25 protein-coding genes and 1 pseudogene are annotated in these 21,658 nt (G+C 69.3%); 11 read left to right on the top strand and 15 right to left on the bottom strand.

Annotated elements, in window-relative coordinates; translation table 11 throughout:
* Window positions 1-20 precede the first annotated feature (20 nt).
* From FNH04_RS00895 to FNH04_RS00865, 7 genes are all read left to right on the top strand, one after another.
* A complete protein-coding gene (locus FNH04_RS00895) occupies window positions 21-215 on the top strand; it encodes a hypothetical protein (RefSeq protein ID WP_152779255.1) in 195 nt (64 codons plus the stop codon).
* A gap of 363 nt (window positions 216-578) precedes the next feature.
* Entirely contained in the window at window positions 579-1,430 is an 852-nt protein-coding gene (locus tag FNH04_RS00890; protein WP_322722246.1) for a hypothetical protein, read from the top strand.
* A gap of 82 nt (window positions 1,431-1,512) precedes the next feature.
* Window positions 1,513-3,045 carry an amino acid permease gene (locus FNH04_RS00885; RefSeq protein ID WP_152779251.1) on the top strand — a complete coding sequence of 511 codons (1,533 nt, stop codon included), beginning with the start codon at window positions 1,513-1,515 and terminating at the stop codon, window positions 3,043-3,045.
* Window positions 3,045-4,472 carry a glutamine synthetase family protein gene (locus FNH04_RS00880; RefSeq protein WP_228030937.1) on the top strand — a complete coding sequence of 476 codons (1,428 nt, stop codon included), beginning with the start codon at window positions 3,045-3,047 and terminating at the stop codon, window positions 4,470-4,472. Before FNH04_RS00885 ends, FNH04_RS00880 begins: the two co-directional genes overlap by 1 nt.
* Before the next feature lie 39 nt (window positions 4,473-4,511).
* Entirely contained in the window at window positions 4,512-5,012 is a 501-nt protein-coding gene (locus tag FNH04_RS00875) for a helix-turn-helix domain-containing protein (protein WP_152779249.1), read from the top strand.
* Window positions 5,013-5,182: 170 nt separating this feature from the next.
* Window positions 5,183-6,034 carry an aminoglycoside phosphotransferase family protein gene (locus tag FNH04_RS00870; protein WP_322722244.1) on the top strand — a complete coding sequence of 284 codons (852 nt, stop codon included), beginning with the start codon at window positions 5,183-5,185 and terminating at the stop codon, window positions 6,032-6,034.
* A 6-nt stretch (window positions 6,035-6,040) separates the two neighbouring features.
* Window positions 6,041-6,781 (top strand): IS5 family transposase, encoded by a 741-nt coding sequence (locus FNH04_RS00865; RefSeq protein ID WP_152779245.1) that lies wholly within the window; start codon window positions 6,041-6,043, stop codon window positions 6,779-6,781.
* Here the strand turns inward: FNH04_RS00865 and FNH04_RS00860 are convergent.
* Window positions 6,747-7,217 carry a hypothetical protein gene (locus FNH04_RS00860; RefSeq protein WP_322722242.1) on the bottom strand — a complete coding sequence of 157 codons (471 nt, stop codon included), beginning with the start codon at window positions 7,215-7,217 and terminating at the stop codon, window positions 6,747-6,749. The two genes, FNH04_RS00865 and FNH04_RS00860, sit on opposite strands and share 35 nt — an antisense overlap.
* A 290-nt stretch (window positions 7,218-7,507) precedes the next feature.
* On the opposite strand from FNH04_RS00860, the gene FNH04_RS00855 reads away from it, so the two are divergent.
* Window positions 7,508-8,941: an NAD-dependent succinate-semialdehyde dehydrogenase gene (locus FNH04_RS00855; protein ID WP_152779242.1), complete on the top strand. Its 1,434-nt coding sequence runs from the start codon at window positions 7,508-7,510 to the stop codon at window positions 8,939-8,941.
* A 583-nt stretch (window positions 8,942-9,524) separates the two neighbouring features.
* Here the strand turns inward: FNH04_RS00855 and FNH04_RS00845 are convergent.
* The 6 genes and pseudogenes from FNH04_RS00845 to FNH04_RS00830 form a co-directional block, all read right to left on the bottom strand.
* Window positions 9,525-10,223 (bottom strand): HAD family hydrolase, encoded by a 699-nt coding sequence (locus tag FNH04_RS00845; RefSeq protein WP_152779240.1) that lies wholly within the window; start codon window positions 10,221-10,223, stop codon window positions 9,525-9,527.
* Window positions 10,224-10,240: 17 nt separating this feature from the next.
* A complete protein-coding gene (locus FNH04_RS00840) occupies window positions 10,241-10,594 on the bottom strand; it encodes a hypothetical protein (RefSeq protein WP_152779238.1) in 354 nt (117 codons plus the stop codon).
* A gap of 151 nt (window positions 10,595-10,745) precedes the next feature.
* Window positions 10,746-10,922 carry a hypothetical protein gene (locus FNH04_RS46290; protein ID WP_194236495.1) on the bottom strand — a complete coding sequence of 59 codons (177 nt, stop codon included), beginning with the start codon at window positions 10,920-10,922 and terminating at the stop codon, window positions 10,746-10,748.
* A 461-nt stretch (window positions 10,923-11,383) separates the two neighbouring features.
* Window positions 11,384-11,554: a hypothetical protein gene (locus FNH04_RS46285; RefSeq protein ID WP_194236494.1), complete on the bottom strand. Its 171-nt coding sequence runs from the start codon at window positions 11,552-11,554 to the stop codon at window positions 11,384-11,386.
* A 929-nt stretch (window positions 11,555-12,483) separates the two neighbouring features.
* Window positions 12,484-14,883, bottom strand: coding sequence for a phosphoketolase family protein (locus FNH04_RS00835; RefSeq protein WP_152779235.1), 2,400 nt, complete (start codon window positions 14,881-14,883; stop codon window positions 12,484-12,486).
* Between the two features lie 39 nt (window positions 14,884-14,922).
* Window positions 14,923-15,817: pseudogene (locus FNH04_RS00830) on the bottom strand (universal stress protein).
* A 255-nt stretch (window positions 15,818-16,072) separates the two neighbouring features.
* On the opposite strand from FNH04_RS00830, the gene FNH04_RS00825 reads away from it, so the two are divergent.
* Together FNH04_RS00825 and FNH04_RS00820 are read left to right on the top strand one after the other, a co-directional pair.
* A complete protein-coding gene (locus FNH04_RS00825; RefSeq protein ID WP_152779233.1) occupies window positions 16,073-16,666 on the top strand; it encodes a hypothetical protein in 594 nt (197 codons plus the stop codon).
* Window positions 16,644-17,303, top strand: a complete 660-nt coding sequence (locus FNH04_RS00820; RefSeq protein ID WP_152779231.1) for a hypothetical protein — start codon at window positions 16,644-16,646, stop codon at window positions 17,301-17,303. Before FNH04_RS00825 ends, FNH04_RS00820 begins: the two co-directional genes overlap by 23 nt.
* A 248-nt stretch (window positions 17,304-17,551) precedes the next feature.
* Here FNH04_RS00820 and FNH04_RS47190 read toward each other — a convergent pair whose 3' ends face one another.
* Window positions 17,552-17,896: a hypothetical protein gene (locus FNH04_RS47190; protein WP_228030948.1), complete on the bottom strand. Its 345-nt coding sequence runs from the start codon at window positions 17,894-17,896 to the stop codon at window positions 17,552-17,554.
* A gap of 113 nt (window positions 17,897-18,009) precedes the next feature.
* Between FNH04_RS47190 and FNH04_RS47185 the strand changes: the two genes are divergently transcribed.
* The gene (locus FNH04_RS47185) at window positions 18,010-18,300 is read left to right on the top strand and encodes a UBP-type zinc finger domain-containing protein (protein ID WP_322722236.1); all 291 of its coding nucleotides are present in this window, start codon (window positions 18,010-18,012) and stop codon (window positions 18,298-18,300) included.
* Between the two features lie 117 nt (window positions 18,301-18,417).
* Here FNH04_RS47185 and FNH04_RS00810 read toward each other — a convergent pair whose 3' ends face one another.
* Genes FNH04_RS00810 through gvpJ form a run of 7 tightly spaced genes read right to left on the bottom strand, consistent with a single transcriptional unit; the run spans window position 18,418 to window position 21,649 of the window.
* Window positions 18,418-18,696, bottom strand: a complete 279-nt coding sequence (locus FNH04_RS00810; RefSeq protein ID WP_322722234.1) for a gas vesicle protein K — start codon at window positions 18,694-18,696, stop codon at window positions 18,418-18,420.
* Window positions 18,693-18,923, bottom strand: coding sequence for a gas vesicle protein (locus FNH04_RS00805; RefSeq protein WP_152779228.1), 231 nt, complete (start codon window positions 18,921-18,923; stop codon window positions 18,693-18,695). The genes FNH04_RS00810 and FNH04_RS00805 overlap by 4 nt, the downstream gene beginning before the upstream one ends.
* Complete coding sequence (locus FNH04_RS00800; protein ID WP_152779225.1) at window positions 18,910-19,740, bottom strand: GvpL/GvpF family gas vesicle protein; 831 nt, start codon at window positions 19,738-19,740, stop codon at window positions 18,910-18,912. Before FNH04_RS00800 ends, FNH04_RS00805 begins: the two co-directional genes overlap by 14 nt.
* A gap of 8 nt (window positions 19,741-19,748) precedes the next feature.
* Entirely contained in the window at window positions 19,749-20,186 is a 438-nt protein-coding gene (locus tag FNH04_RS47180) for a gas vesicle protein (protein WP_322722231.1), read from the bottom strand.
* Window positions 20,183-20,428: a gas vesicle protein GvpG gene (locus FNH04_RS00790; RefSeq protein WP_152779223.1), complete on the bottom strand. Its 246-nt coding sequence runs from the start codon at window positions 20,426-20,428 to the stop codon at window positions 20,183-20,185. Before FNH04_RS00790 ends, FNH04_RS47180 begins: the two co-directional genes overlap by 4 nt.
* A 1-nt stretch (window position 20,429) precedes the next feature.
* Window positions 20,430-21,185, bottom strand: coding sequence for a GvpL/GvpF family gas vesicle protein (locus tag FNH04_RS00785; RefSeq protein ID WP_152779221.1), 756 nt, complete (start codon window positions 21,183-21,185; stop codon window positions 20,430-20,432).
* Window positions 21,182-21,649: a gas vesicle protein GvpJ gene (gene gvpJ, locus FNH04_RS00780; protein ID WP_152779220.1), complete on the bottom strand. Its 468-nt coding sequence runs from the start codon at window positions 21,647-21,649 to the stop codon at window positions 21,182-21,184. Before gvpJ ends, FNH04_RS00785 begins: the two co-directional genes overlap by 4 nt.
* Window positions 21,650-21,658: the final 9 nt, after the last annotated feature.

The following is a 21,658-nucleotide window of genomic DNA, read 5'->3' as shown; positions in this document are numbered from 1 at the left end:
TCGTCAGCGGGTGGTGCGCGGTGGCCATTAGCATTTCCGCCGTCGTACTCCTGGGCATTCTCGTCTTCATCTTCGTCAAGAAGAGCGGACTGAATGCGGGGCACGCCATCGTATGCACTCTCTTCGGCTTCTTCCTGGCAAGTACGTCGATTGCCCCGAGCGTCAACCGCTTCGTCGCCAATATTGCGGAAATGATCGGCCAGATCCGCTTTTAGGGCGGTCTACCCAGAGCCGGACGGTTGCTTCGTTTGACCGAAGGGGCGCGCCCGATCTTCTGTGGTTCACTCCCCCCAATCCTTCTGAGGCCCTTTGATGACATCCACGCGCATCCAGAAACGCACCTCACATCGCGTTACTCGTGTTCCGCATGTGACCAGCGGTCTTCAGCCCATCGGGCGCCGTCGTTCTCGATTCGAGGGTCCGTGATGAGGCTTGTGTATCACCCGGCGGGTCACGACGACGACCTCCGCGTGGCCTTGGAAGAGCTAGACACAGGCCGCTGGCGAACAGCCGGGAAGCTGCTCCTGGATACGGGAACGCATTGGGCATTGCGTACATCGCGCACTCAGGTGCTGGCCGTGGCAGCAGCTCGTTCGGACGTGGTCAGCGTGTGGCTCGACGAAGAGCCCGGGAACTACGACGCGCAGTTGATGAGCGCCCGCGTCGCCGTAGAGCGCGCGCTACGCGCACACCGCCAAGGGCATCCGTACGCCTGGGAGTTCGAGACCCGGGCGCGGCGTGAGGCGTTACTGGCGGCCCGTCGCGCCCCGCAGGATCCCGTGCCATGGGTGTGCCTCGTGACGTTGGCGCAGACCGACACCCGGCAGGTGCGTCCTGAGCACCGCATGGAGCCCGCCGAGCGGATGCTGCCGAGCGGTCCCTGGGGGCTGCTGTACGAGGTCAACCAGCGCGATCCGTACAACCGCGAGGCCTACCACCGCGTGCTGCAATTCCTGCTTGCTCTTGACGGACCGCGGGCCGCGTCCTTGGCGGCTGTCTTCGACTTGGGAAGGTGGGTGGCGTCGCAGCGGCCAATGGGGTCGCCCTTGTTGCTCCTGCCGGCGTACGCGCAGATCGAGCAGCGCCGACGATCGCATATCGATCCGTTGTGGCGGCAGCAGTGGGCGCATGCCTCCACGCGGGACTACACGTTGGATGCCTTCCACGGCTGGTTCCGCAAGACGCCCGTCGGGCAGTGTTCGGTCGCTGATCTGAACTGTCTCGCCTACGCATTGTGGGCGGGCTATCAGTATCTAGAAGCCGCTGAGGTGTTCGCAGCGATGGGGCCCTACGCGGCCCGCGAGCCGTGGGTTTCGGTGCACGAGGGGGCCGCAGGACCAGACCCTGGCGAGGCACTGCTGCTTCGAGCGCGTGCTGAGTCCTTCTCCTACGCCCGCTCCCACGGGTCGCGCGACGGCCCGCACCCGTGAGCGAGTTCGGCTGCCCAACCCCGCAACCGCATTGGCATGAGCACGTCCAGTCTGTTTCTCCTAATAACTCGGAGGTTGTCCTATGCCCCACTTGGGTTCCAATCATCGCGCCAGACCCAGGAAGCCCGACGATGTGTATTTGAGGGAGCTCGGCTACGAGCCGGTACTGATCCGACGGATGGGGCCGTTCGGGAACTTCGCGATCAGCTTCTCTGTCATCAGCGTCTTGTCTGGCTGCATGACCCTGTACGGCTTCGGTTTGAACACGGGCGGCCCGTCCGTGATGCTGTGGGGCTGGATCGTCGTGGGCGCCATGGTGATGTTCATCGGCGCCGGGTTGGCTGAAGTGACCTCCGCCTATCCGACTGCAGGGGCCCTGTTCTACCAGGCGGAGCAGCTCGGCGGCCGGAAGTGGGGCTGGTACACCGGCTGGCTCAACCTGCTCGGGTTGCTTGGGGCGATCGCCGGCATCGACTACGGGGCCGCCCTGTTCACCGGCGCCTTTCTCAACCTGCAGTGGGGCTTCGAGCCGACGCCCAGCAAGATCATGGTGATCTTCCTGTGCATCCTCGCCCTGCACCTCGTCCTGAACCTGTTCGGGGTCCGGCTCGTCAGCATCCTCAACAGCATCAGCGTCTGGTGGCACCTGGGCAGCGTCACACTGATCGTCGGCGCGCTGGCGATCGTGCCGTCCCATCACCAGTCGGCCGACTTCGTGTTCGGAGAGTTCGTCAACAACACCGGCTGGTCCAGCCCCGTGTACGTGGCGGTGCTCGGCCTGCTGCTGGCCCAGTACACCTTCTGCGGCTACGACGCCTCCGCCCACCTGTCGGAGGAGACCACGGACGCGCAGGTGTCCGCGTCCCGCGGGATCATCCACGCGATCGGCTGGTCGTGGCTGGCCGGGTTCGTGCTGCTGGCCGGGCTCACCTTCGCGATCCAGGACTACGCGGGCACAGTGGGCACGGCGACGGGGGCGCCGCCGGTGCAGATCTTCCTCGATGCCCTGGGCATAGCAGGGGCGAAGGCGCTGCTCTTGGTCGTGATCGTGGCCCAGTTGTTCTGCGGCAACGCCGAGACCGCCACCGCCAGCCGGATGGTGTTCGCGTTCTCGCGTGACCCGGCGATGCCGGGCTCACGCCTGTGGCGCCAGTTGGACCACCGTACGGGGACTCCGCGCAAGGCCGTGGTGCTGTCCGTGGTGTGCGCCGCGGTGCTGGCCCTGCCGAGCCTCCACAGCCCGGTGGCGTACGCGGCGATCACCAGCATCAACGTCATCGGTATCACGCCCGCGTACGCCATCCCGATCTTCCTGCGGGTCAAGAACCGGCACCGGTTTCGGCCTGGTCCGTGGAACCTGGGTCGCTGGGGCGTGACCGTGGGCACGATCGCGGTCATCTGGGTGGGGTTCGTGACCGTCCTGTTCTGCCTGCCGCAGACCCGCCCGGAGGGCGGCGCCCTCATCTCGGTCGAGACGTTCAACTACGCGCCGGTCGCTCTGCTCGTAGTGCTCCTGCTCGCCTGGGGGTGGTGGCACAAGCGGGAAAGCTCGTACGACGTCCCGGCCCCGAGCCGCGACCGCCCTGTTGCTGCGTACGAAGACGAGGTCGTGTGATGACCGGGACCACGACGGACAACGGCGCCCTGGCACGCAATGCCGCGCCGGCCCCCGCCTCGGGCGGGCGCTCACAGAAGGCGACCCCCCTGGCCGACCTGCGCAACCTGGTCAAGGGAGGCACGATCGACACAGTGCTGCTCGCCGTGCCGGACCTGCAGGGGCGGTTGAAAGGGAAGCGGTACGACGCGGGTCACTTCCTCAAGCGCGTCGCCCACAGCGGTACGGAGATGTGCGCCTACATCCTGGCAACCGACATCGAGATGAGCCCGACGGACGGCTTCGAGTTGACCTCCTGGGAGACCGGCTATCAGGACCTGACGGTGCGGCCGGACCTGGCGACCGTGCGCGTAGTGCCGTGGATGCCGCGTACCGCCGTGGTGCTCGGCCACGCCGTGCATGAATGTGGCACGCCCATCGAGATCGCTCCCCGCCAGATCCTCCACCAGCAGCTGACCCGGCTGGCCCGGCATGGCCTGCACGCCCAGGTGGGCATCGAGACCGAGTTCGTCCTCTACCAGGGCACGTATGCGGACGCGGAGCAGACCGGCTATCAGGGGCTGCGGCCGGTGACGACGGAAAACCTGGACTACGCCCTTAACCACGATCCGGTCTCCGATCGGTTCTTCCGCCGCCTGCAGCGTGCGCTCGCCGGCGCCTGCATGCCCATCGAGGCGATCAAGACCGAAGCCGGCCCCGGCCAGGTCGAGGTGACCTTCCCCTACGGGCCAGCGCTCGCCGCCTGCGACCAGCACCTGCTCTTCAAGCACGCGGTACGCACTCTGGGCTCACGCGCCAGACTCGCACCCACCTTCATGGCCGCCCCTGAGACCGGCCGGGCCAACGGTCTGCACCTGCATGTGTCCCTGTGGTCGCAGGTCATCAGCCAACTGCACGCCCCCGACAACGACCACGAGCTGTCGCCGACCGGGCGGCTCGCGATCGCGGGGCTGCTCGACGGCCTGCCGGAACTCGGCCCGTTCTACGCACCAAACGTCAACTCCTACAAGCGGTTCACGCCCGGCTCCTTCGCACCGACCACCCTCAGTTGGGGCCGCGACAACCGCACGTGCGCCGTCCGCGTTGTCGGCCGCGGTGAAGGACTCCATCTGGAGATCCGCGTACCGGGAGCGGACGCCAACCCGTACCTGGCCCTAGCTGCGGTTCTGGCGGCCATCGACCACGGCATCGAGCAGCGGCTCCCCCTCGGCCCCGCAGAGACCGGTAATGCCTACCGCAGCAGCGGCACCCTCGTGCCGCTCACCCTCGCCGAGGCCCTGGCCGCCTTCTACAGCAGCGCTCTGGCCCAGAACGCGTTCGGCGCCGAGGTGGTCGAGCACTACGCCCGTCTCGCCCAGTTGGAACTCGACCACCATCAGCGCCAGGTCACCGATGCCGAGCGGCAGCGGTGGCTGGCCCGCGCCTGATGACGACGCCCATCGAGAAGGAAAGGATCCAAGGCTCCCGTGAGTGCACGATCGGCGCGCCCACCCGCGACACCCCTCGATCTCACCCCCGCGCAGGTTCGGATCGCGCAGCAGGTCGCGGAAGGCAAGAGCACCGATGCGATCGCATCCGACCTGACGATCACCGCCGGAACGATCAACGTGCAGATGAAGCACTGCGGTCAGAAGCTCGGGGTCAGGGGTCGGGCCGCTGTCGTCCACGCCTGCTACGTCACCGGGCAGCTCGAACGCCCCAAGAACGCCGCCTTCCCGGGGTCCTTCTCGGAAGTCGAGACCGAAACGTGGCAGATGATCGCCGCCGGCGCGACCTCCGAGGTCTACGCGAACCGTGCCCGCATCAGCCGGGACGAAGCCCGGCAGCGGATGAGGGCACTTCGACAGCGGGTCCAGGCGCACAACGACCCGCACCTGGTGACGCTCGGCTGGACGTACGAGGTCCTCGACGAGTCCCTCGTCGAGATGGTCTCCGGCACGGTCCTCCGCGCCCCGGCCCGCGTATGACCAGCTCAGGCCGCGCTCTCAGTGCCCTCTGGCACACTCCCCACCCGCACGTGAATGCTCAGAGCACCCAGTGCATCACCATGTGTGATTCGACTGGGTGGCTTGGTCAACGGAAGGGCGCACCAGACGTGACCGATATGCCCAGTGCACTCCACCAGCTGGTGGGATCGGTGACCGACACATACATCGTGCTCGCCGAACACCCCCGGCCCGGCAACATCAGACCATCCCTGTGGGAGATCGACGGGCTGCACGGCGCACGGTGGTTCGCCAAGCAGCACGCGGGCCCGAAGCTGCACGGGCGTGAGGTGGACGCGTACCGGAAGTGGACGGTCTGCCTGGGCGCCGGGCGCGCGCCCGAACTGATCGCTGCCGACACGGAGACGCGCACCGTCTTGGTCACCGCGGTGCCCGGCCGGAGCCTGGACACGTTGCGGCTGCCGGTCGAGCAGGAGCGCAAAGCGTACGAGCAGGCCGGTGAACTCCTGGCCCGGCTTCACACCGCGGCAGTGGACGAGCCGGCCGCGGAGATCGCCGAGGAGACTTGGGACGCGACCGTTGCAAAGCTGCTGGAGGATGACGCGCCTTACGTGCTCGAACAGGACATCGCGATGGTGCGGGCGCTGGTCAAGGAGGCTCCGCCGCGTCTGCCGCAGGTAGCGGCACACGGCGACTACATGCCCAAGAACTGGATGTGGGACGAGGCCGAGCAGCGGCTTCGGGTCATTGACTTCGAGCGGGCCGAACTCCAGCCCGCTGCCCGCCGGGACTTCAGCCGCCTGCGTTACCGGGTCCTGCTGCAGCGCCCCGACCTCGATGCCGCCTTCCACCACGGGTACGGCCGTCGGCTCACCGAGGACGAGCTGGTGGCATGCCGGGCCTTCGGGGCTTTCGACGCGCTCGACTCGCTGTCCTGGGGGATCCAGCACCACGACATCGGGCTCGTCGACGAGGCCCACACCATGCTGGAGAACCTGCGCCGGGAGCGTGGCGCGCGTATGTGGGGCGGGTGGGGTGCGTGAACGCCTTTGCCGGAACCTCCTCCTATTACCGGCGCTTTCGCCCCGGCATTCCAGCCGGGCTCGCCGCGCTTCTCGCCCAGGAGACGCCCGCGGGCTCTCCGCTGTGCCTGCGGAAAAGGACCCGGGCCACGGGCACCTCGTCGGCGGCCTACTTCACTCCGGCGCTGGCGGGACAAGGGCCTGACCGCCGAGTTCCACGACCGGCTGCGCGACCGGGTCCGCCAGGCCGCGGGCCGGGACCCGGAGCCGACCGCAGCCGTCATCGACGCGCAGTCGGTGAAGGCAGCCGCATCGGTGCCAGCCGTGACAAGGGGCTTCGACGGCGGGAAGAAGGTCAACGGCCGCAAGCGGCACATCGTGGTGGACACCCTCGGACTGCTGCTGGCCGTGATGGTGACCGCGGCCTCGGTCACCGACCGGGACGCGGGACAGGCACTCCTGGACCGGCTGCGGGAACGGCACTGGCGCATCACGCGGGTGTGGGCCGACGGTGGCTACACCGGGCGCCTGGTCGACCTCGCCCGCGACGCCTGGCGGATCGCGCTGACCGTGGTCAGACGCAGCGACGACACCAGCGGTTTCACCGTGCTGCCGAAGAGGTGGCTGGTGGAGTGCACGTTCGCGTGGCTAATGCACTCACGCCGGCTGGCCCGCGACTACGAGACACGCACCGACACCTCGGAGGCAGTGATCACGTGGGCGATGAGCACGGTCATGAGCCGCCGCCTCGCCCGACGGGCACGCTGAACAGCCCCGGCCGTTCCTCCGCCAGCCAGCCCCGCGCGGCCAGCCGCTTGGCTTTCGACCGCACCCCTTCCACCTTCGCCGGGACCAGCTCCAGCCCGAGGGTAGCCGCGAGTTGACGACAGAGGGCGACGGCGCACAGGACCAGCCCGACCGGAAAGACCACTGCCCCCACGGTCAGGAGCCGGGGCAGTGGGAGGCTGCCCAGCAGCAGCTGGGCGGCCGCCGCGGAACCGAACATGAGGAAGGCCGCCAGGCCGACCACGAGGTGCGAGTCGGTGTGCGGGGTGCCGTGGAGCACGCTCGCCCCGAGGGAGGAGATCAGGCCGAGGATCGCGAAGGCGATGGCGAAGGCGCCCAGCGCGCCGAACGCCCGCCGGCCGCCGGGGCGCAGGACGAACCTGCTGGGCGGTTGGGCCGCGGGCAACTCGAGGTCCACGGTCTCCGGGTGCACAGCACCAGCGCCAGGCACTGCCATGGCGAGCGTGAAGATCGCCTGGGCGGTGATCAGGGGTGTGGGAAGCCACTCGGCGGCGGCTCCCGCGACTAGGGCCCTGAGGCCAGGCCGCCGAGAGCGCAGACGTGGCTGAACTCGGGCGGCGACTCTGCGCATTCGATGTGAACCACAGAGGACCCGGGTGCCACAGTTTGCCGTGGCATGGACGAACCAGTACGTGTGAGCGGGTCCGGGCGTGGAAACCCGAGGGGCCCCGACTGCAGGGAGGCGTCATGGACGTCCATGTCACTGCTCAGGGAAGCTCCATCGCCACGGTCAACCCGTACACCGGTGAAAGGGTTCGCGAGTTCCCGGCGCTGAGCACGGAGGACGTAGGGCGCGCGATAGACGCGGCGCACTGTAGCTTTCCGAACTGGCGTGCCCGGTCGACGGCCGACCGGGGGGCCCTCGTGCAACGCGCCGGCCGGCTCATGAGGGAGCGCAAGGAGGAACTGGCGCACCTCCTGACCCTTGAGGTCGGCAAGCTGATCGACTCGAGCCGTGCAGAGGTCGACCTCGCGTCCGACATCCTGACCTACTACGGCGAGCACGGCCCCGAGCTGCTGGAAGAACGACCCCTGCGACCCCTGTCGGTGCCCGAGGGCACGGCCGTGCTGGTGAACGAGCCGCTCGGCGTCCTTCTCGGTGTGATGCCCTGGAACTTCCCGCTGTATCAGGTCGCCCGATTCGCGGGGCCGAACCTCGTCCTCGGCAATACGATCCTGCTCAAGCACGCGAGTAGCTGCCCCCAGTCTGCACTGGCACTCGAGCAGCTGTTCACGGATGCGGGTGTGCCGAGCGGGGTCTACACCAATCTTTTCGTGCGGGGCAGAGACGTCGGCAAGATCATCGATGACTCTCGAGTGCAGGGAGCGTCGCTGACCGGAAGCGAGCGGGCGGGCGTGAGCTTGGGCGAGATCGCTGGCCGCAATGTCAAAAAGTCCGTCCTCGAGCTGGGTGGCAGTGATCCCTTCGTCGTGCTGGACGGTCACAACCTCGAGCGCACCGTGTACGCCGCGTTCCTCGGCCGGATGGGCAACATGGGGCAGTGTTGCGTGGCGGCCAAGCGCTTCATCGCCCTGGCCGAGGTCTACGACGCCTTCGTCACCGGGCTGCGTGACCGGATGAGCGAGGTGCAACCGGGAGATCCGGTTGACCCCGCCACCACGCTCGGCCCGCTGTCCTCCGAGGCCGCGGCCGAACTCCTGGTGGAGCAGGTTCGTGACGCGGTGGACAAGGGAGCCACGGTGGTGCTGGGCGGCGGGCGGCCCGACCTGCCGGGTGCCTTCGTCGAGCCGACTCTTCTCACCGACGTCACACCGGACATGCGGGCCTACCGGGAAGAGCTCTTCGGCCCCGTCGCCACGGTCTACCGGGTCGCCGACGAGGACGAGGCCGTGGCACTGGCCAACACCTCCCCCTACGGTCTGGGAGGCGCGGTCTTCGCCGCCGACCCGGAACGTGCTCGCGGAGTCGCGGACCGGCTGGAGGCGGGCATGGTATGGATCAATCATCCGACCGCGTCCCGACCGGAGCTGCCCTTCGGCGGCATCAAGCGCTCTGGCTACGGGCGCGAACTCGGCGACGTGGGCATCGTGGAATTCGCGAACCGCAAGCTCGTGCGCTACGTGGATGCCGACGCCCCGATCGAAGAAGTGCTGGGCTGACCTACGAGCCGGTCGACTGCTGGGACGACTCCCCCAGGCACCGTGGGAGTGGCCGGCGCACTTCGTGGCCTTCGACCTGGTCGACTGAGGCGACGACCTGACCGGCTGGCCGTACGCGCGGCGTCGGGCGGCGCTGGAGGCGTCGTTCGCAGACCGCGGCCTGGCGGCGCCGTTCACGTTGACGCCGGATTGGCTTGGCATGGACGGCGGCCGGCGTGGAGGAGGGGCTGTGCTTCAAGCGGCTGAGGAGTGGACACGGTCCGCAGCGCAATCCGGGGCATCGGTCAACACCATCATCCGGTTCGCCGACAACGTCCTCCCGCGTACCTGGAGCGGGCTCTCGCGGTGCATCATCAGGCCGGTGCGCAGCAGTACCGCGCCACCGTGGGCACCTGGTGCGTGCCGCGCGGCAGTCGGTCCACACCACCGCCGTGCAGTGCGCACCGATGCGGTGCGCATTGATGGTGGATACGCGGTATCCCCGGTGCGGATACGGGGAACCGTCCTGGATTCGGGTGTCGGGCACGGGATTCCCCCGGCCGCCGGGTGCCGGCCGGACCGCCCGGGGACGGGTACGTCGCGCTCAGGCGCCGTGCGCGTCCCGGACACCGAGTTCGTCGATGTGCCCCAGCAGGTCGAGGGGGTCGGCGTACACCCGGATCGCCTGGGCCCGCTCCAGTTCGTCCTGCCCGTATCCTCCGGACAGCAGCCCTACTCCGAGTGCCTCCGCCCGCCGCGCAGCCAGCAGATCCCACACACTGTCCCCGACGACGACACAGTCGCGGGCGGGGATTCCGAGCCGCGCCGCGCCCGCCAGGAACAGATCGGGGTCGGGTTTGGCGCGGCCGACCTCCTCGCGGGTGACCGTCGGCACGTCAGGCGGCACAGCGAGTCTGGCGAACATGGGTGCGGCGTCGTCCCGGCGGGCGCTGGTGGCGATCGTCCAGGGGACGCCGCAGTCCGTCAGCGTCCGGAGAAGCTCGGCGGCTCCGGGCAGCGGCCGGATGGCGTCCATCCAGCCTTCGAAGTGGCGGTGATGGGCGTTCTGCAGTTCATCGGCCTCCTTCGGCGTCAGCCGTACGCCGGCCTCGCGCATCATGGCCTGCACGAGCAGGCCACCGCTCATCCCGATCCTCCGGTGGATCCGCCAGATCGCCAGGCCAATGCCCATCTCGCTCAACGCCCGCTGCCAGGCGATGACGTGCTGGTAGACGCTGTCGACGAGTGTCCCGTCCAAGTCGAAGACGAACGCCGCGGGCCTGGTGGCCGTACCGTCGGACATCTTCCACATCCCTCCCGTCAGCGGCCGGCCAGGGCCGGCGGGGTATAGGCACCGGAGCAATTGCCCGAGCAGCAGCGGACCGAGGAGTTGCTGATCGCGAAGAGCAGCATGGACCGCGGCACCGCGCCAGAGGCCACCCCGAAGTAGCCGCTGAGTATCGTGCCCAGGTCGTAGCTCACGGCGTTGTACAGGAACGCCTGCCCGACGAAGAGGGTCAGGCCCAGCAGCGTCCGGCGCGGATAGCGCTGTGCCGCCACCCGAGCGATCTCCCGGAACGGGATCGACGCCCGCTGCCGTCCGGTGAGGTACCCGCTGGTCGGCGGCAGTTCGATGCCTTCCCGGGCTAGCACCTCCGACTCGATGCGGTCCACGATCTTCTCGGCTTCCTTCTCCCGCCCATGGATGAACAGCCAACGAGGGCTTCCGGAGCGTTGCGGCGGACCAGCATGATCCCCAGTCCGAGGAAGCCGCCGTTGCCGAAGGCCACCCGCCAGCCGACGTCCGCGGGGAACCATGCGGTGTTCAGCAGGACGAAGCGCCCAGGCTCCCGACGGCGGCCCTGACCCAGTTGCTGCCGTTGATGGTCAGGTCGACCCGTCCGCGGTCGCGGGCCGGGACGAGCTCACCGGCGCCGGCATCGGCGTGAGTTACTCGGCGGTCGACGAATGCCATGCTGCGCGCCGGGTATGCGATCGGCATCGGTGCACGGTGACCAAATCGCGCGGTCGGAATCGACCCAGCGGGCTGAGACACCACGGACGGGCGGGCGGTTCTCGGAAGGCCAGCAATGCACGGCGCATGGGTCAGGAATTCGGCCTGTCGCGAGACGGCACCGGAGCAGTTGGGTGAGGTGTTCGAACTGTCGACGCGCGCCACGTTGATGTTCGAGTCCGCCGGGGAGGGCGATGTCGTCGCCCTCGGCGCGTCCTGCCTGCCGGGATGCCGGCGCTGCAGGGCCGCGACGGCAGGCTGACCTGCCCGGCGGGGCCAGTACCTGGACGTTCGCGCTGCGCCACCGTGACTGCGGGGCCGTGAGCGGCTGTCCCACTCGAAGGGACGCGATCGATCCGCACCCGCTGGACGTCAGGCAACGGCACACCCAATCCATCGATCTCATGATCCAAACGAGACGGCCTAGGGGAGCCCGCGGCGGGCGGATGTCAGCCAACAGGGTGATCGGGCGTCAGGAGACACCGTGGCACCGGCAACGGCTCGTGGGGGGGCGTCGTCAGGAAAGCGGCGGCCACATCTTCGTAGGCGACGTCCCAGATGGTGCGGTTGGTGTAGCCGTTGGGATCACCAACCTCTACGAGCTTAATGAAGACGGACATATCCCGACCATATGCGCGAAACCCGCGATCGCGCCCGCTGGGCACATGTCCGGTTCCCACCGCCGTGCGTACCGCGAGGTGAACGAACTCAGTTACGCATACGACCTGCACTCCAGTGGAGCTCTGAGGGTCATCCGGGTGCCGGTCGGACTGCCTGCGGCAGTGGAGTCCATGTTCAGTCCGGGAGTGTGGTTCAGGGTGCAGGGCCTCTGGCACGAGGCGGGCGGCTCCGGTGCCTCGTAAGGCGGCGGCAGCAACAAGAGGCGAAGTCGCCATTTGATCCTGCAGGCGGAAGCGCCGGGACGAAATGCTCGACACCGTGAACACACGACACAACACGTGTCCGCTGCTTCCGCACGTCGTCGGCACGGTGACGGCGAGCGTTCCGTGCCCTGACGCACGGACCAACCGCTGACGACCGACGGAATGCGAGCGCCCCCTGCGCACGGGACCCGAGCCGGGCCACGGCACTCGGCGCCTTTCCAGACAGTGGCGTTGCGCCGCGCTTTGGCGAACTGCGGACCATAGGGGCGAGCAGATCCGGGCGGCGAAGCGTGGGACTCCGGCAAGTCCGGCACGTCCTGGAGCGACCGCTGGGCGGCAGACTGCGTGAGGTGACCGCCAGGGTGTGGCCGAGCTCGGCGGCGGTCGCCCCGTCGGAAATCCCGTCACCGTTTGATCAGAGATCGAGGTGACGCCATGAATGCCGTTGCACAGGACAACGTCTCGCCCGTGCCAGCCGCACAGCACGCAACAGGCGGAAGGGGAAGACCGGGTCCGGGGCGAAGCCCCGAAAAGGACTGGGGTGCAAGGGGGCGCAGCCCCCTTGGCGGGGTCGAAGGGGCAGCGCCCCTGGGGATGGGACGTGGATGGGACGGGTAGGGGCGGCGGGGGCGAAAACCCTCCACGGCGCCCGAGACGTTCCGGGCTCAGCCCGTCCACGTCCACTCCGCCACCTCCGGCAGGTCCGTACCGTGCTCACGGATCCAGGCATCATGACGGCTACGGACATCGGCCATGCGCTGACGTACCGCGGCGGCACGCACCCCCAGCCCGGGCACACGGTCGATCACGTCCATGACGAGGCGATACCGGTCGAGGTCGTTACGGACGACCATGTCGAACGGCGTCGTCGTGGTGCCCATCTCCCGGTAGCCACGAACATGCAGGTTCTTGTGCCCGGTGCGGCGGTAGGCGAGGCGGTGGATCAGCCAGGGGTAACCGTGGTAGGCGAAGATCACCGGTTTGTCGGTGGTGAACAGACCGTCGTACTCGGAGTCGGGCATCCCGTGCGGATGGTCGCCCTGGGGCATGAGCCGCGCCATGTCGACGACGTTCACCACGCGTACGGCCAGCTCCGGCAGATGGCGCCGCAGCAGGCCGGACGCGGCCAGCACCTCCTGGGTCGGCACGTCGCCCGCGCACGCCAGCACCACGTCCGGCTCACGGTCGCCGTCGGCGGAGCCCGCCCACTCCCAGATCCCGGCGCCGCGGGCGCAGTGGGCGCGGGCCTGGTCCAGGGACAGCCAGTCGAAGCAGGGCTGCTTGCCCGCCACGACCACGTTCACGTAGTCGCGGGTGCGCAGGACGTGGTCCGTCACCGACAGCAGCGTGTTGGCGTCCGGCGGCAGATAGACGCGCACGGCCTCGGGGCTCTTGTTGAGGACGTGGTCGACGAAACCGGGGTCCTGGTGGGAGAAGCCGTTGTGGTCCTGGCGCCACACGTGCGAGGTGAGCAGGTAGTTCAGCGAGGGGACCGGGGCGCGCCAGGCCAGCTCCCGTGAGGTCTTCAGCCACTTGACGTGCTGGTTGACCATGGAGTCGACGATGTGCACGAACGCCTCGTAACAGGAGAACAGCCCGTGCCGCCCGGTCAGCAGATAACCCTCCAGCCAGCCCTGGCAGAGGTGCTCGGAGAGGACCTCCATGACCCGGCCGTGCCGGTCCAGGTGTTCGTCGACCTGGATCGTCTGGGCCTGCCAGGCCTTGCCGCTGGCGTCGAAGACCGCGCCCAGCCGGTTGGAGGCGGTCTCGTCGGGGCCGACCAGGCGGAAGTCGCGGCGGGTCGCGGTGTCCCGCATCACCTGCTCGACGTAGCCGCCGAGGACCCGGGTGGGTTCGTGCATGCCGGCGCCCGGCTTGTCGACGGGGACGGCGAAGCGGTCCAGGGACGGCAGCGGCAGCTCGCGCGTCAGCAGGCCGCCGTTGGCGTGCGGAGTGGCGCCGAGCCGCCGCTCGCCCTGGGGGACGCAGGCGAGGACGTCGGCGGTCGGCCGGCCCTCGGCGTCGAAGAGCTCCTCGGGGCGGTACGAGCGCAGCCAGGCCTCCAGCTGCCGCAGGTGCTCCGGGTTCTCGCGCACTCCGGCCAGCGGCACCTGGTGGGAGCGCCAGGTGCCCTCCACCGGCTCCCCGTCCACCTCGGCCGGGCCCGTCCAGCCCTTGGGTGTGCGCAGCACGATGACGGGCCAGCGCGGGCGCTCGGTCACGCGCTCCTCGCGCGCCGTCCGCTGGAACTCCGCGATGCGGTCCAGCGCCCGGTCGAAGGCCTCGGCCAGGGCGCGGTGGATCTGGACGGGATCGTCGCCGGTGACGTGGATCGGGTCGTGGCCGTACCCCCGCAGCAGCTCGTCGAGCTCGGGCTCCGGGATCCGGGCGAGGACGGTCGGGTTGGCGATCTTGTAGCCGTTGAGGTGGAGGATGGGCAGGACGGCGCCGTCGTGCACCGGGTCGAGGAACTTGTTCGCGTGCCAGGAGCCGGCGAGCGGCCCGGTCTCGGCCTCGCCGTCGCCGATCACACAGGCGACCAGCAGGTCCGGGTTGTCGAGGGCGGCCCCGTACGCGTGGGCGAGCGAGTAGCCGAGTTCCCCGCCCTCGTGGATCGAGCCCGGAACCTCCGGTGCGACATGGCTGGGCACCCCGCCGGGGAACGAGAACTGCCGGAAGAGCCGGGCCATGCCCTCGGTGTCCCGGGTGACGTCCGGGTACGTCCCGGTGTAGCTGCCCTCCAGCCAGGAGTTCGCGAGCACGGAGGGCCCGCCGTGGCCGGGTCCCCAGACGGCCAGCGCGTTGAGACCGCGGGCCTTGATCACCCGGTTGAGGTGCGTGTACACGAGGTTGAGCCCCGGTGACGTACCCCAGTGACCGAGCAGCCGCGGCTTGATGTGCCCGGCGGTCAGGGGCTCGGTCAGCAGCGGGTTGGCCATCAGGTAGATCTGGCCCGCGGCGAGGTAGTTCGCGGCCCGCCAGTGGGCGTCCAGAGCACGCAGTTCCTCGTCGGTCAGCACGGCCGGCGTGGTGCCGTCCCGGTCCTTGTGTGCGTCTTGCGGCATGGGTGACTCCTGGGTCGACGGTGTGGCCCCGGACGGGTCTCAGCCGTGGGCGACGACGGCGACCGGGGCGGTGGCGTGGTGCAGGACCGCGTGGGTGACGTGCCCGATGTGGGCACCGAGCGGGGAGCGGCGGATACGGCGCCCGACGACCACGAGGGACGCCTCCACCAGGTGGGAGGCCGCCTTGCCGGGCCGGGACTCCCCGACGACCTCCACGGAGGGGACCTTCTGCTTCCAGGGGCCCAGCACCTCGGCCAGCACGGCGGCGTCCCACCGTCAACATCTCGGCACAGCGTTCCCGGTGCTCGGGAACGCTGTGCGTGAAGTGGGCCGGCGGACTCCAGGCGTGGACGACCTTCAGAGCCGTATCGCGCCGGGAGGCCGCGTCGAAGGCGAACCCGATCAGGGTGTCGTCCGGCCTGTCCGTGTCGAGACCGAGGACGACCGGCCGGTAGGGGGTCGCGGCGGACGGGATGCCCGCCGGGTCCCTCGTGTGCTCGTCGGCGGCCTGCTCCCATGCGCGTACGAGGTCGACGGGCACCTCGGCGTGCGCGACGACGGACTGACCGACGGAGCCGATCAGGAAACCACCGACCCCGCCCAGTCCGCGGGACCCGAGGACCAGTGGCTCGGCGTCCTTCGCCGCCTCGACGAGCGCCGCGGCGGCCCGGCCGGAGACCTGCTCGACGAGCACCTCGACACCGGGGTGACGCGCCCGGATGCCGTCGGCCGCCTCCCGGGGGATCCGCTCCCGCCACTCGTGCTCGGCATCCGCACCGAGGGGCGGGGCCTGTCCCATCGGTTCGGGTACGGGCTCCCAGACGTTGACGAGCCGCAGCGGCCGCCGCCTGAGCTGGGCCTCGCGCGCCGCCCACTCGGCGGCGGCCAGACTCTCGGGCGAGCCGTCGATCCCGACAGTCACGGGGCGGGACATGGTGCGTACCTCCCTGAACGGGGATGCCTGCACGGGACGAGTCACCCGGATCGGCGCCGACAGGCACGATCACCGGATGAGGGGCCCTCCCACCGACACAGTCTGCGTGTCCGTCCACTCCACTGGCGAGTACCCGCACAGCCGCCCCGCACCGTTTTCCGGCCTGTTCGTGCAGTACGGCCCATGGCAGTCCCGGGGCCGTGGAGCGACGCTGGAGGTGGCAGGTCCGTCCGTACGCCCCGTGGAGGCACCGCCATGAATGCTCCCCCCACCTCCCCCATGCTCCGCGCTGTGGGGCCTGCCAGCGAGGCGACCAGGGACCTCGCGGCACGGCTGCGGCTACTGCTGCTCCTGCGGATCGGCGAGGAACTTGTGCACGGCGCCTCCGCCCGCCATGTGACGGCCTGGCTGGAGGAGGCGCGGCGACTGGATCACCAGACCGCCGATCTGGACGCGGCCCTGGCCAGGGCCGAGGAGAGCCTGCGCCTGAATCCGCGGGGACGTCCGGCACCCGGCACCCGGCTGGTCCTGCGCAGCGGTCTGAACGCCATGGAGCACTGCGCCGTCGGCCCGCGCTCCCTTTGCCGGACCTTCGCCGACCTACCACTCATGAACCGACTGGACATCGACCGACGCCTGCGCGTCTCGCACACCGAGGACCGCCCGGGAGCCCGGCGCCGACGCGACCGGACCACCTTGGGAGATCTGCTGCGTTCGCTGCGGTCCGGCCAACTGCGGGGGTGGTGGGGCGGTCGCGTGGCTCAGCAGGAGCTGGTCGTTCGGCCGCTCCGGACGATGAAGAACACATCGAGAGCTGGGAGGAACAATGCGGAACCCGACACTGAGTAAGATCGGCACACAACTGTTGCGTCTGCGCCACGACTCGTCACAGAGCTCACAGGACCGGGCGGCGCCGGCCGACTACGGACTGGACCACAGGCAGGTCGCCGAATTCGTCGTCGGCACGCTGGACGCGGAGGGCGAGGCGGCGCTCGCCCATCAGGTGGCGCGGCTGCTGCCCTTCCACTGGACCTGGCCCAACCGGGTCGCGGAGGAGATGTCGCAGATCACGGACCAGGTCGGTGATCAGCGCGAGCTGATGGCCTGGCTGGATCGGCACCCCGGCCTGCCACGGCTGGTGGCCCGCCTGTACGTCTTCATGGGCCTCCTCGACAGGTACAGCGCGGTGCCCGCGGTCGTGACGGCGATGCGTGAGTACCGGGAGCGGCGACCGTATCCGTCGGGCCTGGAGCCCTACTTGGTGCCCGCCACCGATGACGACACGCTTGCGAGCATTGCTTTCAAGGTCGAGAAACTGCTCGGCGAGGGGCGGACCCGGGAGGCCGTCGAACTGGCCCTGGCCACTGCGGCATGGCTGCAGCAGATCGCGCCGCGCGCGCGTGAACTCACTCCTGAGGTCGGCGACTTGAACGAGCTGATGGGGCAGGCTCGACAGGATATCCGGGCGGCAGCAGCCGACATCTGAACACGACTGTCGATAGGGCGGTGAACGGCATGACGGTGAAAACTGAACGCGAGGGCTTCAACCACGCAAGGAAACGGACCGAAGAGGGCCGGATCGTCCTGGACGACCGGGACGAGTGGAGCGCACCGGCCTTCGGCAGCGGACGAGAATGCCTACCTCGAGGAGCACGGATTCAACGAGTACGCAAAGTGGTACCTGGGCATCAATGACGAGATGGGAGAGGAGACCAAGGGCCGGTACAAGTTTCCCTACGGCGATTTCGAGCGCGTCCACCGCTGCGGTGTGCTCTCTGCCGAGGTCGCGCCGCACAGCAGAAATACGCGGACATCGAGAACGCCGCCGCGCGCCTGCACGGACTGCTGGACGGCAGGCGGGCCGGGAACCGGTGACAGCGCCGGATCGCGCACTTGACCGCCGCCCTGGCCGAGACCGAAGCGCGACTCGCGGACCTGGCCACCACGCAGAAGGTCATCGCCGAACTCGCACCGGCCGGGGAAGATCCCGAACCGCCCGAGTCGAGCACCGCCTACCAGGCCATCGTGAACGCCTTCAGCCAGCACCCCGACCAGGAGTTCCGAGCCCGCGAGCTGCACGAACTCCTTGGCATGCCCACCCACGAAGCATCCGTCAAAGTCACCCGCAGCCGCCTCGGACGCCTCACCGCCAAGGCTTCCACACCCAACCCGGACGCAGCGGGGAGGGGTGTGTGGAGTGCTTGGCGGGTGACGGCCCTGGATGGTGGTTGCACTTGTGGCGCTGCGCCGCCTGCGGGCATATCGGATGCTGCGATTCCTCACCCGCCCGGCACGCCACTAACCACGCGCGTGAGGTCAGGCACCCCGTTTCGACCAGCTTCGAACCCGGAGAGAGCTGGTTCTGGAATGTTGAGACCGAGACGTTCTTGGAAGGGCCGCAGCTGTTGCCGCCCACCTCGCGTCCGGAAGCACAGCCGGTGCCTGGCCCCAAGGACAAGGTTCCCTTGGCCTTTTGGGACTGACGGCGGGCCTGGGCTGAAGGAAGGCCATCCATGAGCCTTCCTTCTTGTTCGGAGGTCCGGCTGAGCGCCGGAGCGGCGAGCCTGATCCCTTGGACGTCTGGGCTGCCGTAGGGGCGGTCAGTCGCGAGGCAGCAGGGTTCCCAGCGGCCCGAGATCCAGATTGAGGTCCTCAGGCCGCAGCCCATGCTGGTCGCACAGCTCGGTCATTCGCTGCTCGAGCATCATCAGCGTCACCCCGATCCGCTCGACCTGCTCATCGCTGAGGTCGCCCTGCTCCACCCTGCGGATCGCCTGCCGCTCCATCAGTTGTCGCAGCAATTCGACGACGGTCAGTACCAGGGCCAGCAGATCACGTCCGACCGTGTCGGGGTCGACGTCGAAGCGGGGGCCCGTCACAGTGGCCCCGAGTCAGCCCAGGGGGCGGGTACCCGCTCGCTGACCGATGACAGGAGGGCGTGCAGCGACAGGCGGACCAGTGGCACGTCCGCGATGGCGATCACCAGGTCCCCGCTGATCACCACGCCCGTGGCCATCAGCCTGTCCAGCAGATCCACCAGCGGTACGCCGATCGGCCCTTCAAGCGGCTCACGTTCCTGCCACGGCACGGGCTCAACGCTCTCCATGGAGTCCGTCCTCCCCTGCGAAGGAGTAGGGCACCCATGGGCCGGAGAGCTCGATCAGTGCTCCGGTGCGCTCCCGCAGCGTGGCCACGGCTTCCGTGAACTGTGCCGCCTGGCTCTCGTCCACCAGGTAGGCGCCGTTGAGGACCTGGGCGCGGTGGCAGTCGGTCAGTTGCTGGTCCTGGAGCCGGAGCCGGCGTGCGGCCACCGCCAAGCCTCGCAGCACCGCGTCCGTCTCCTTGGCGGTGAGCAGAGCGGCGCGCCGGCTGTCTTCCCGTGCCCGGTGCGTACCTCGTACCCGCTCAAGGTAGGCGCGTCCGGCACCGGACGGCGGTGGCCCGGCCGGCACGCGAGTCGGGACGGCGGTGCGGCCCGCCTTAGTCGCTGCGGAGGCCGAGGACACGTACACCTTGACACCCCACTCGACCCGCCCGTCGACGCGGTCCAGCACCGTGTGGAAGCGGGCCGCATCGGCGCCGAGCGCCTGCCGTGCGCGCTCCTCGCTGTTGTAGAGAGTGGCCAGCGCCATCGGCGCAGCGGGCCCGTGAGCCGCGACGGCCGTCACGACCTGGTGGTGGGCGCGAACGCATCGCTCCAGCTCACGAGGGTCGGACAGCCGCTCGGTCCAGGACCGGCGGTCGGCGTCGGCCGCCGGCACCTCTTGTACAACGGCGTGCAGCCGCTCGAAAGGCAGCACCCGCACAGGCGCGGTGGTGATTCCCGGCAACTGGGGAAGGACGTCTTCGTCCACGTGGCGGCAGACGGCGAAGACGTAGGTCGCCGCCGTGGCGGGCGGCACTGCGGGGACGGGCTGCGTCATGACACCGGTCACTCCTCGGTCCGTCGGGTCCGTCCGCTGGGCCGGCCCTCTGGATTATCTTCGTCTGCTGCGGATGCGTTCGCTGTCGATACGTCTGCTGGGGATGCGGCCGTGCCGTCACCGGGCAGCCCCGCACCCTGCGCGGACGTGGGTGCCGCGAGCTGCTCGCGCAGTCGTCGGTTCTCCTCCACCAGCTCCCGGTGCGCGGCGCGGGAGGAGAGTGCCGGATCGGTCTCCCACCAGTCGATACCTGCCTTCTTCGCGGTGTCGACGGAAGCGACGAACAAGCGAAGCCGGATGGTGAGCAGCTCGATGTCCAGAAGGTCGATCTTGATGTCGCCGGCGATGACGATGCCCTTGTCCAGTACGCGTTCCAGGATGTCGGCGAGGTTGCCGGTGGAGGGGCCCGGAAGCTGGCCGGCTCGCCGGTAGTCGACCTCGGTCACCGGGCCACCTCCGGGCCCGTTCTCGCTTCCAGTCGATCGAGCAGCCGGTCCTCTTCCCGCTCGAATTCAGCCATGTCGATCTCGCCGTCCTCCAGGGCCTGGTTCAGCGCGGTAAGCCGGGCGCGGACCGCTGCCGGGTCGTTGACCTCGCGATCGGCGGCTTCGGCAAGCTGGTCGGCGACCCAGGCCACGCCTCTCACGGGGGCCAGCGGCGCGGTGAGCAGTGCGGTGAGCAACCCCATGTCAGCCCCCCGCCCGCGCCGCGGCGGCGGTCGCGCCCTCGGGCTCGGCGAAGCTGTAGCAGGGCAACGGCCCGGCCGCGCGCAGCTCGACCCGGTCCCGGTACCTGGCGGACTGGCGGTCGACAGCCGCCCGGAAGGCCACGATGTCCCGCCGGGCGACCAGAAACGACATGTTCAGCGTGGTTCCATCGACGTGCGGCCCGGTCGAGCAGGCGACAGCCAGCGCCGCCAGTTCCGGCTGGACCTCCTGTGCGGCGTCTGCCGCACGGCGCGCCAGGGCTTGGACCACCGCCTCGCCCAGGCGCACGTTCGCCTCGTAGGCCGGACGGCGGCGCACGTCCTCGCGCAGCTCCCTGATCCGGGGCTCCTCGGCGACCAGCGCTGCGAGCGCGCCGGTGGCGGGCAGCGCCTTGACGTTCATCTCCACACGGCCGGCCAGCCGGTCGAGCGCGCGCAGATTCCGCTCGTGGCCCGACTCCAGCTGCTCACGGACCGCATCGGCGTCCGGAGCCACCATGCCGAAGCGCATCGGCAGCACCGGTCCGTCAAGGGCCAGCGTGAGCAGCGCTTCCTGGTGAGCCAGCAAATCCCGCCGTCGCGCACGCAGAGGGACCGGGGCGGCACTGATCACGGCCGAGGTCGCGCCCACGGGCAGCAGCTCCAGGGCCGTCTGCGGCGTACCCACCCCGCGCAGTTCCGCGGGCATGGGGTGGTCGCAGGCCACGATGCCGTAGACGTAAGGACCGGCCGCGGTCATCGCTCACTCTCCCGCTTGCGGCGTGGCTTCTCGGACAGAGCCTTCGTAGTGCGGCGCCGCGGCCGCGTCTCCGGCCCCTCGTCCTCCTGCTCCTCGTCGCCCTCCTCGGAACCGCCGACGACGTCGCGCAGCTTCTCGCCCACCGACTCAATAGTCTTCTTGACCTTGCGCTTGCCCAGACTCTTTGCGGCTGTCCCGCTGAACATCTCGGGGATGGTGGTGCTGCGCGAGGTCGCCTCCAGGTCTAGCCGGTTGCACGCCTCGGCGAACTTCAGATAGGTGTCCACGCTCGCGACCACGATGCGCGCGTCTATCTTCAGGATCTCGATGCCGACCAGGGAGACCCGGACGAAGACGTCGATGACCATGCCGCGGTCCAGGATGAGCTCCAAGGTGTCGTACAGCGTCCCGGCGCGCGGTACGTACACGACCTCGCTGCTGGAGTAGGTGGTGGTCGTGGCCATGGTCAGGTA

The sequence above is a fragment of the Streptomyces phyllanthi genome (genome assembly GCF_009377205.1).
Lineage (GTDB): Bacteria > Actinomycetota > Actinomycetes > Streptomycetales > Streptomycetaceae > Streptomyces > Streptomyces phyllanthi.
The sequence above is the reverse complement of the archived record's forward strand: the minus strand, read 5'-3'. Positions and strand labels throughout refer to the sequence as shown.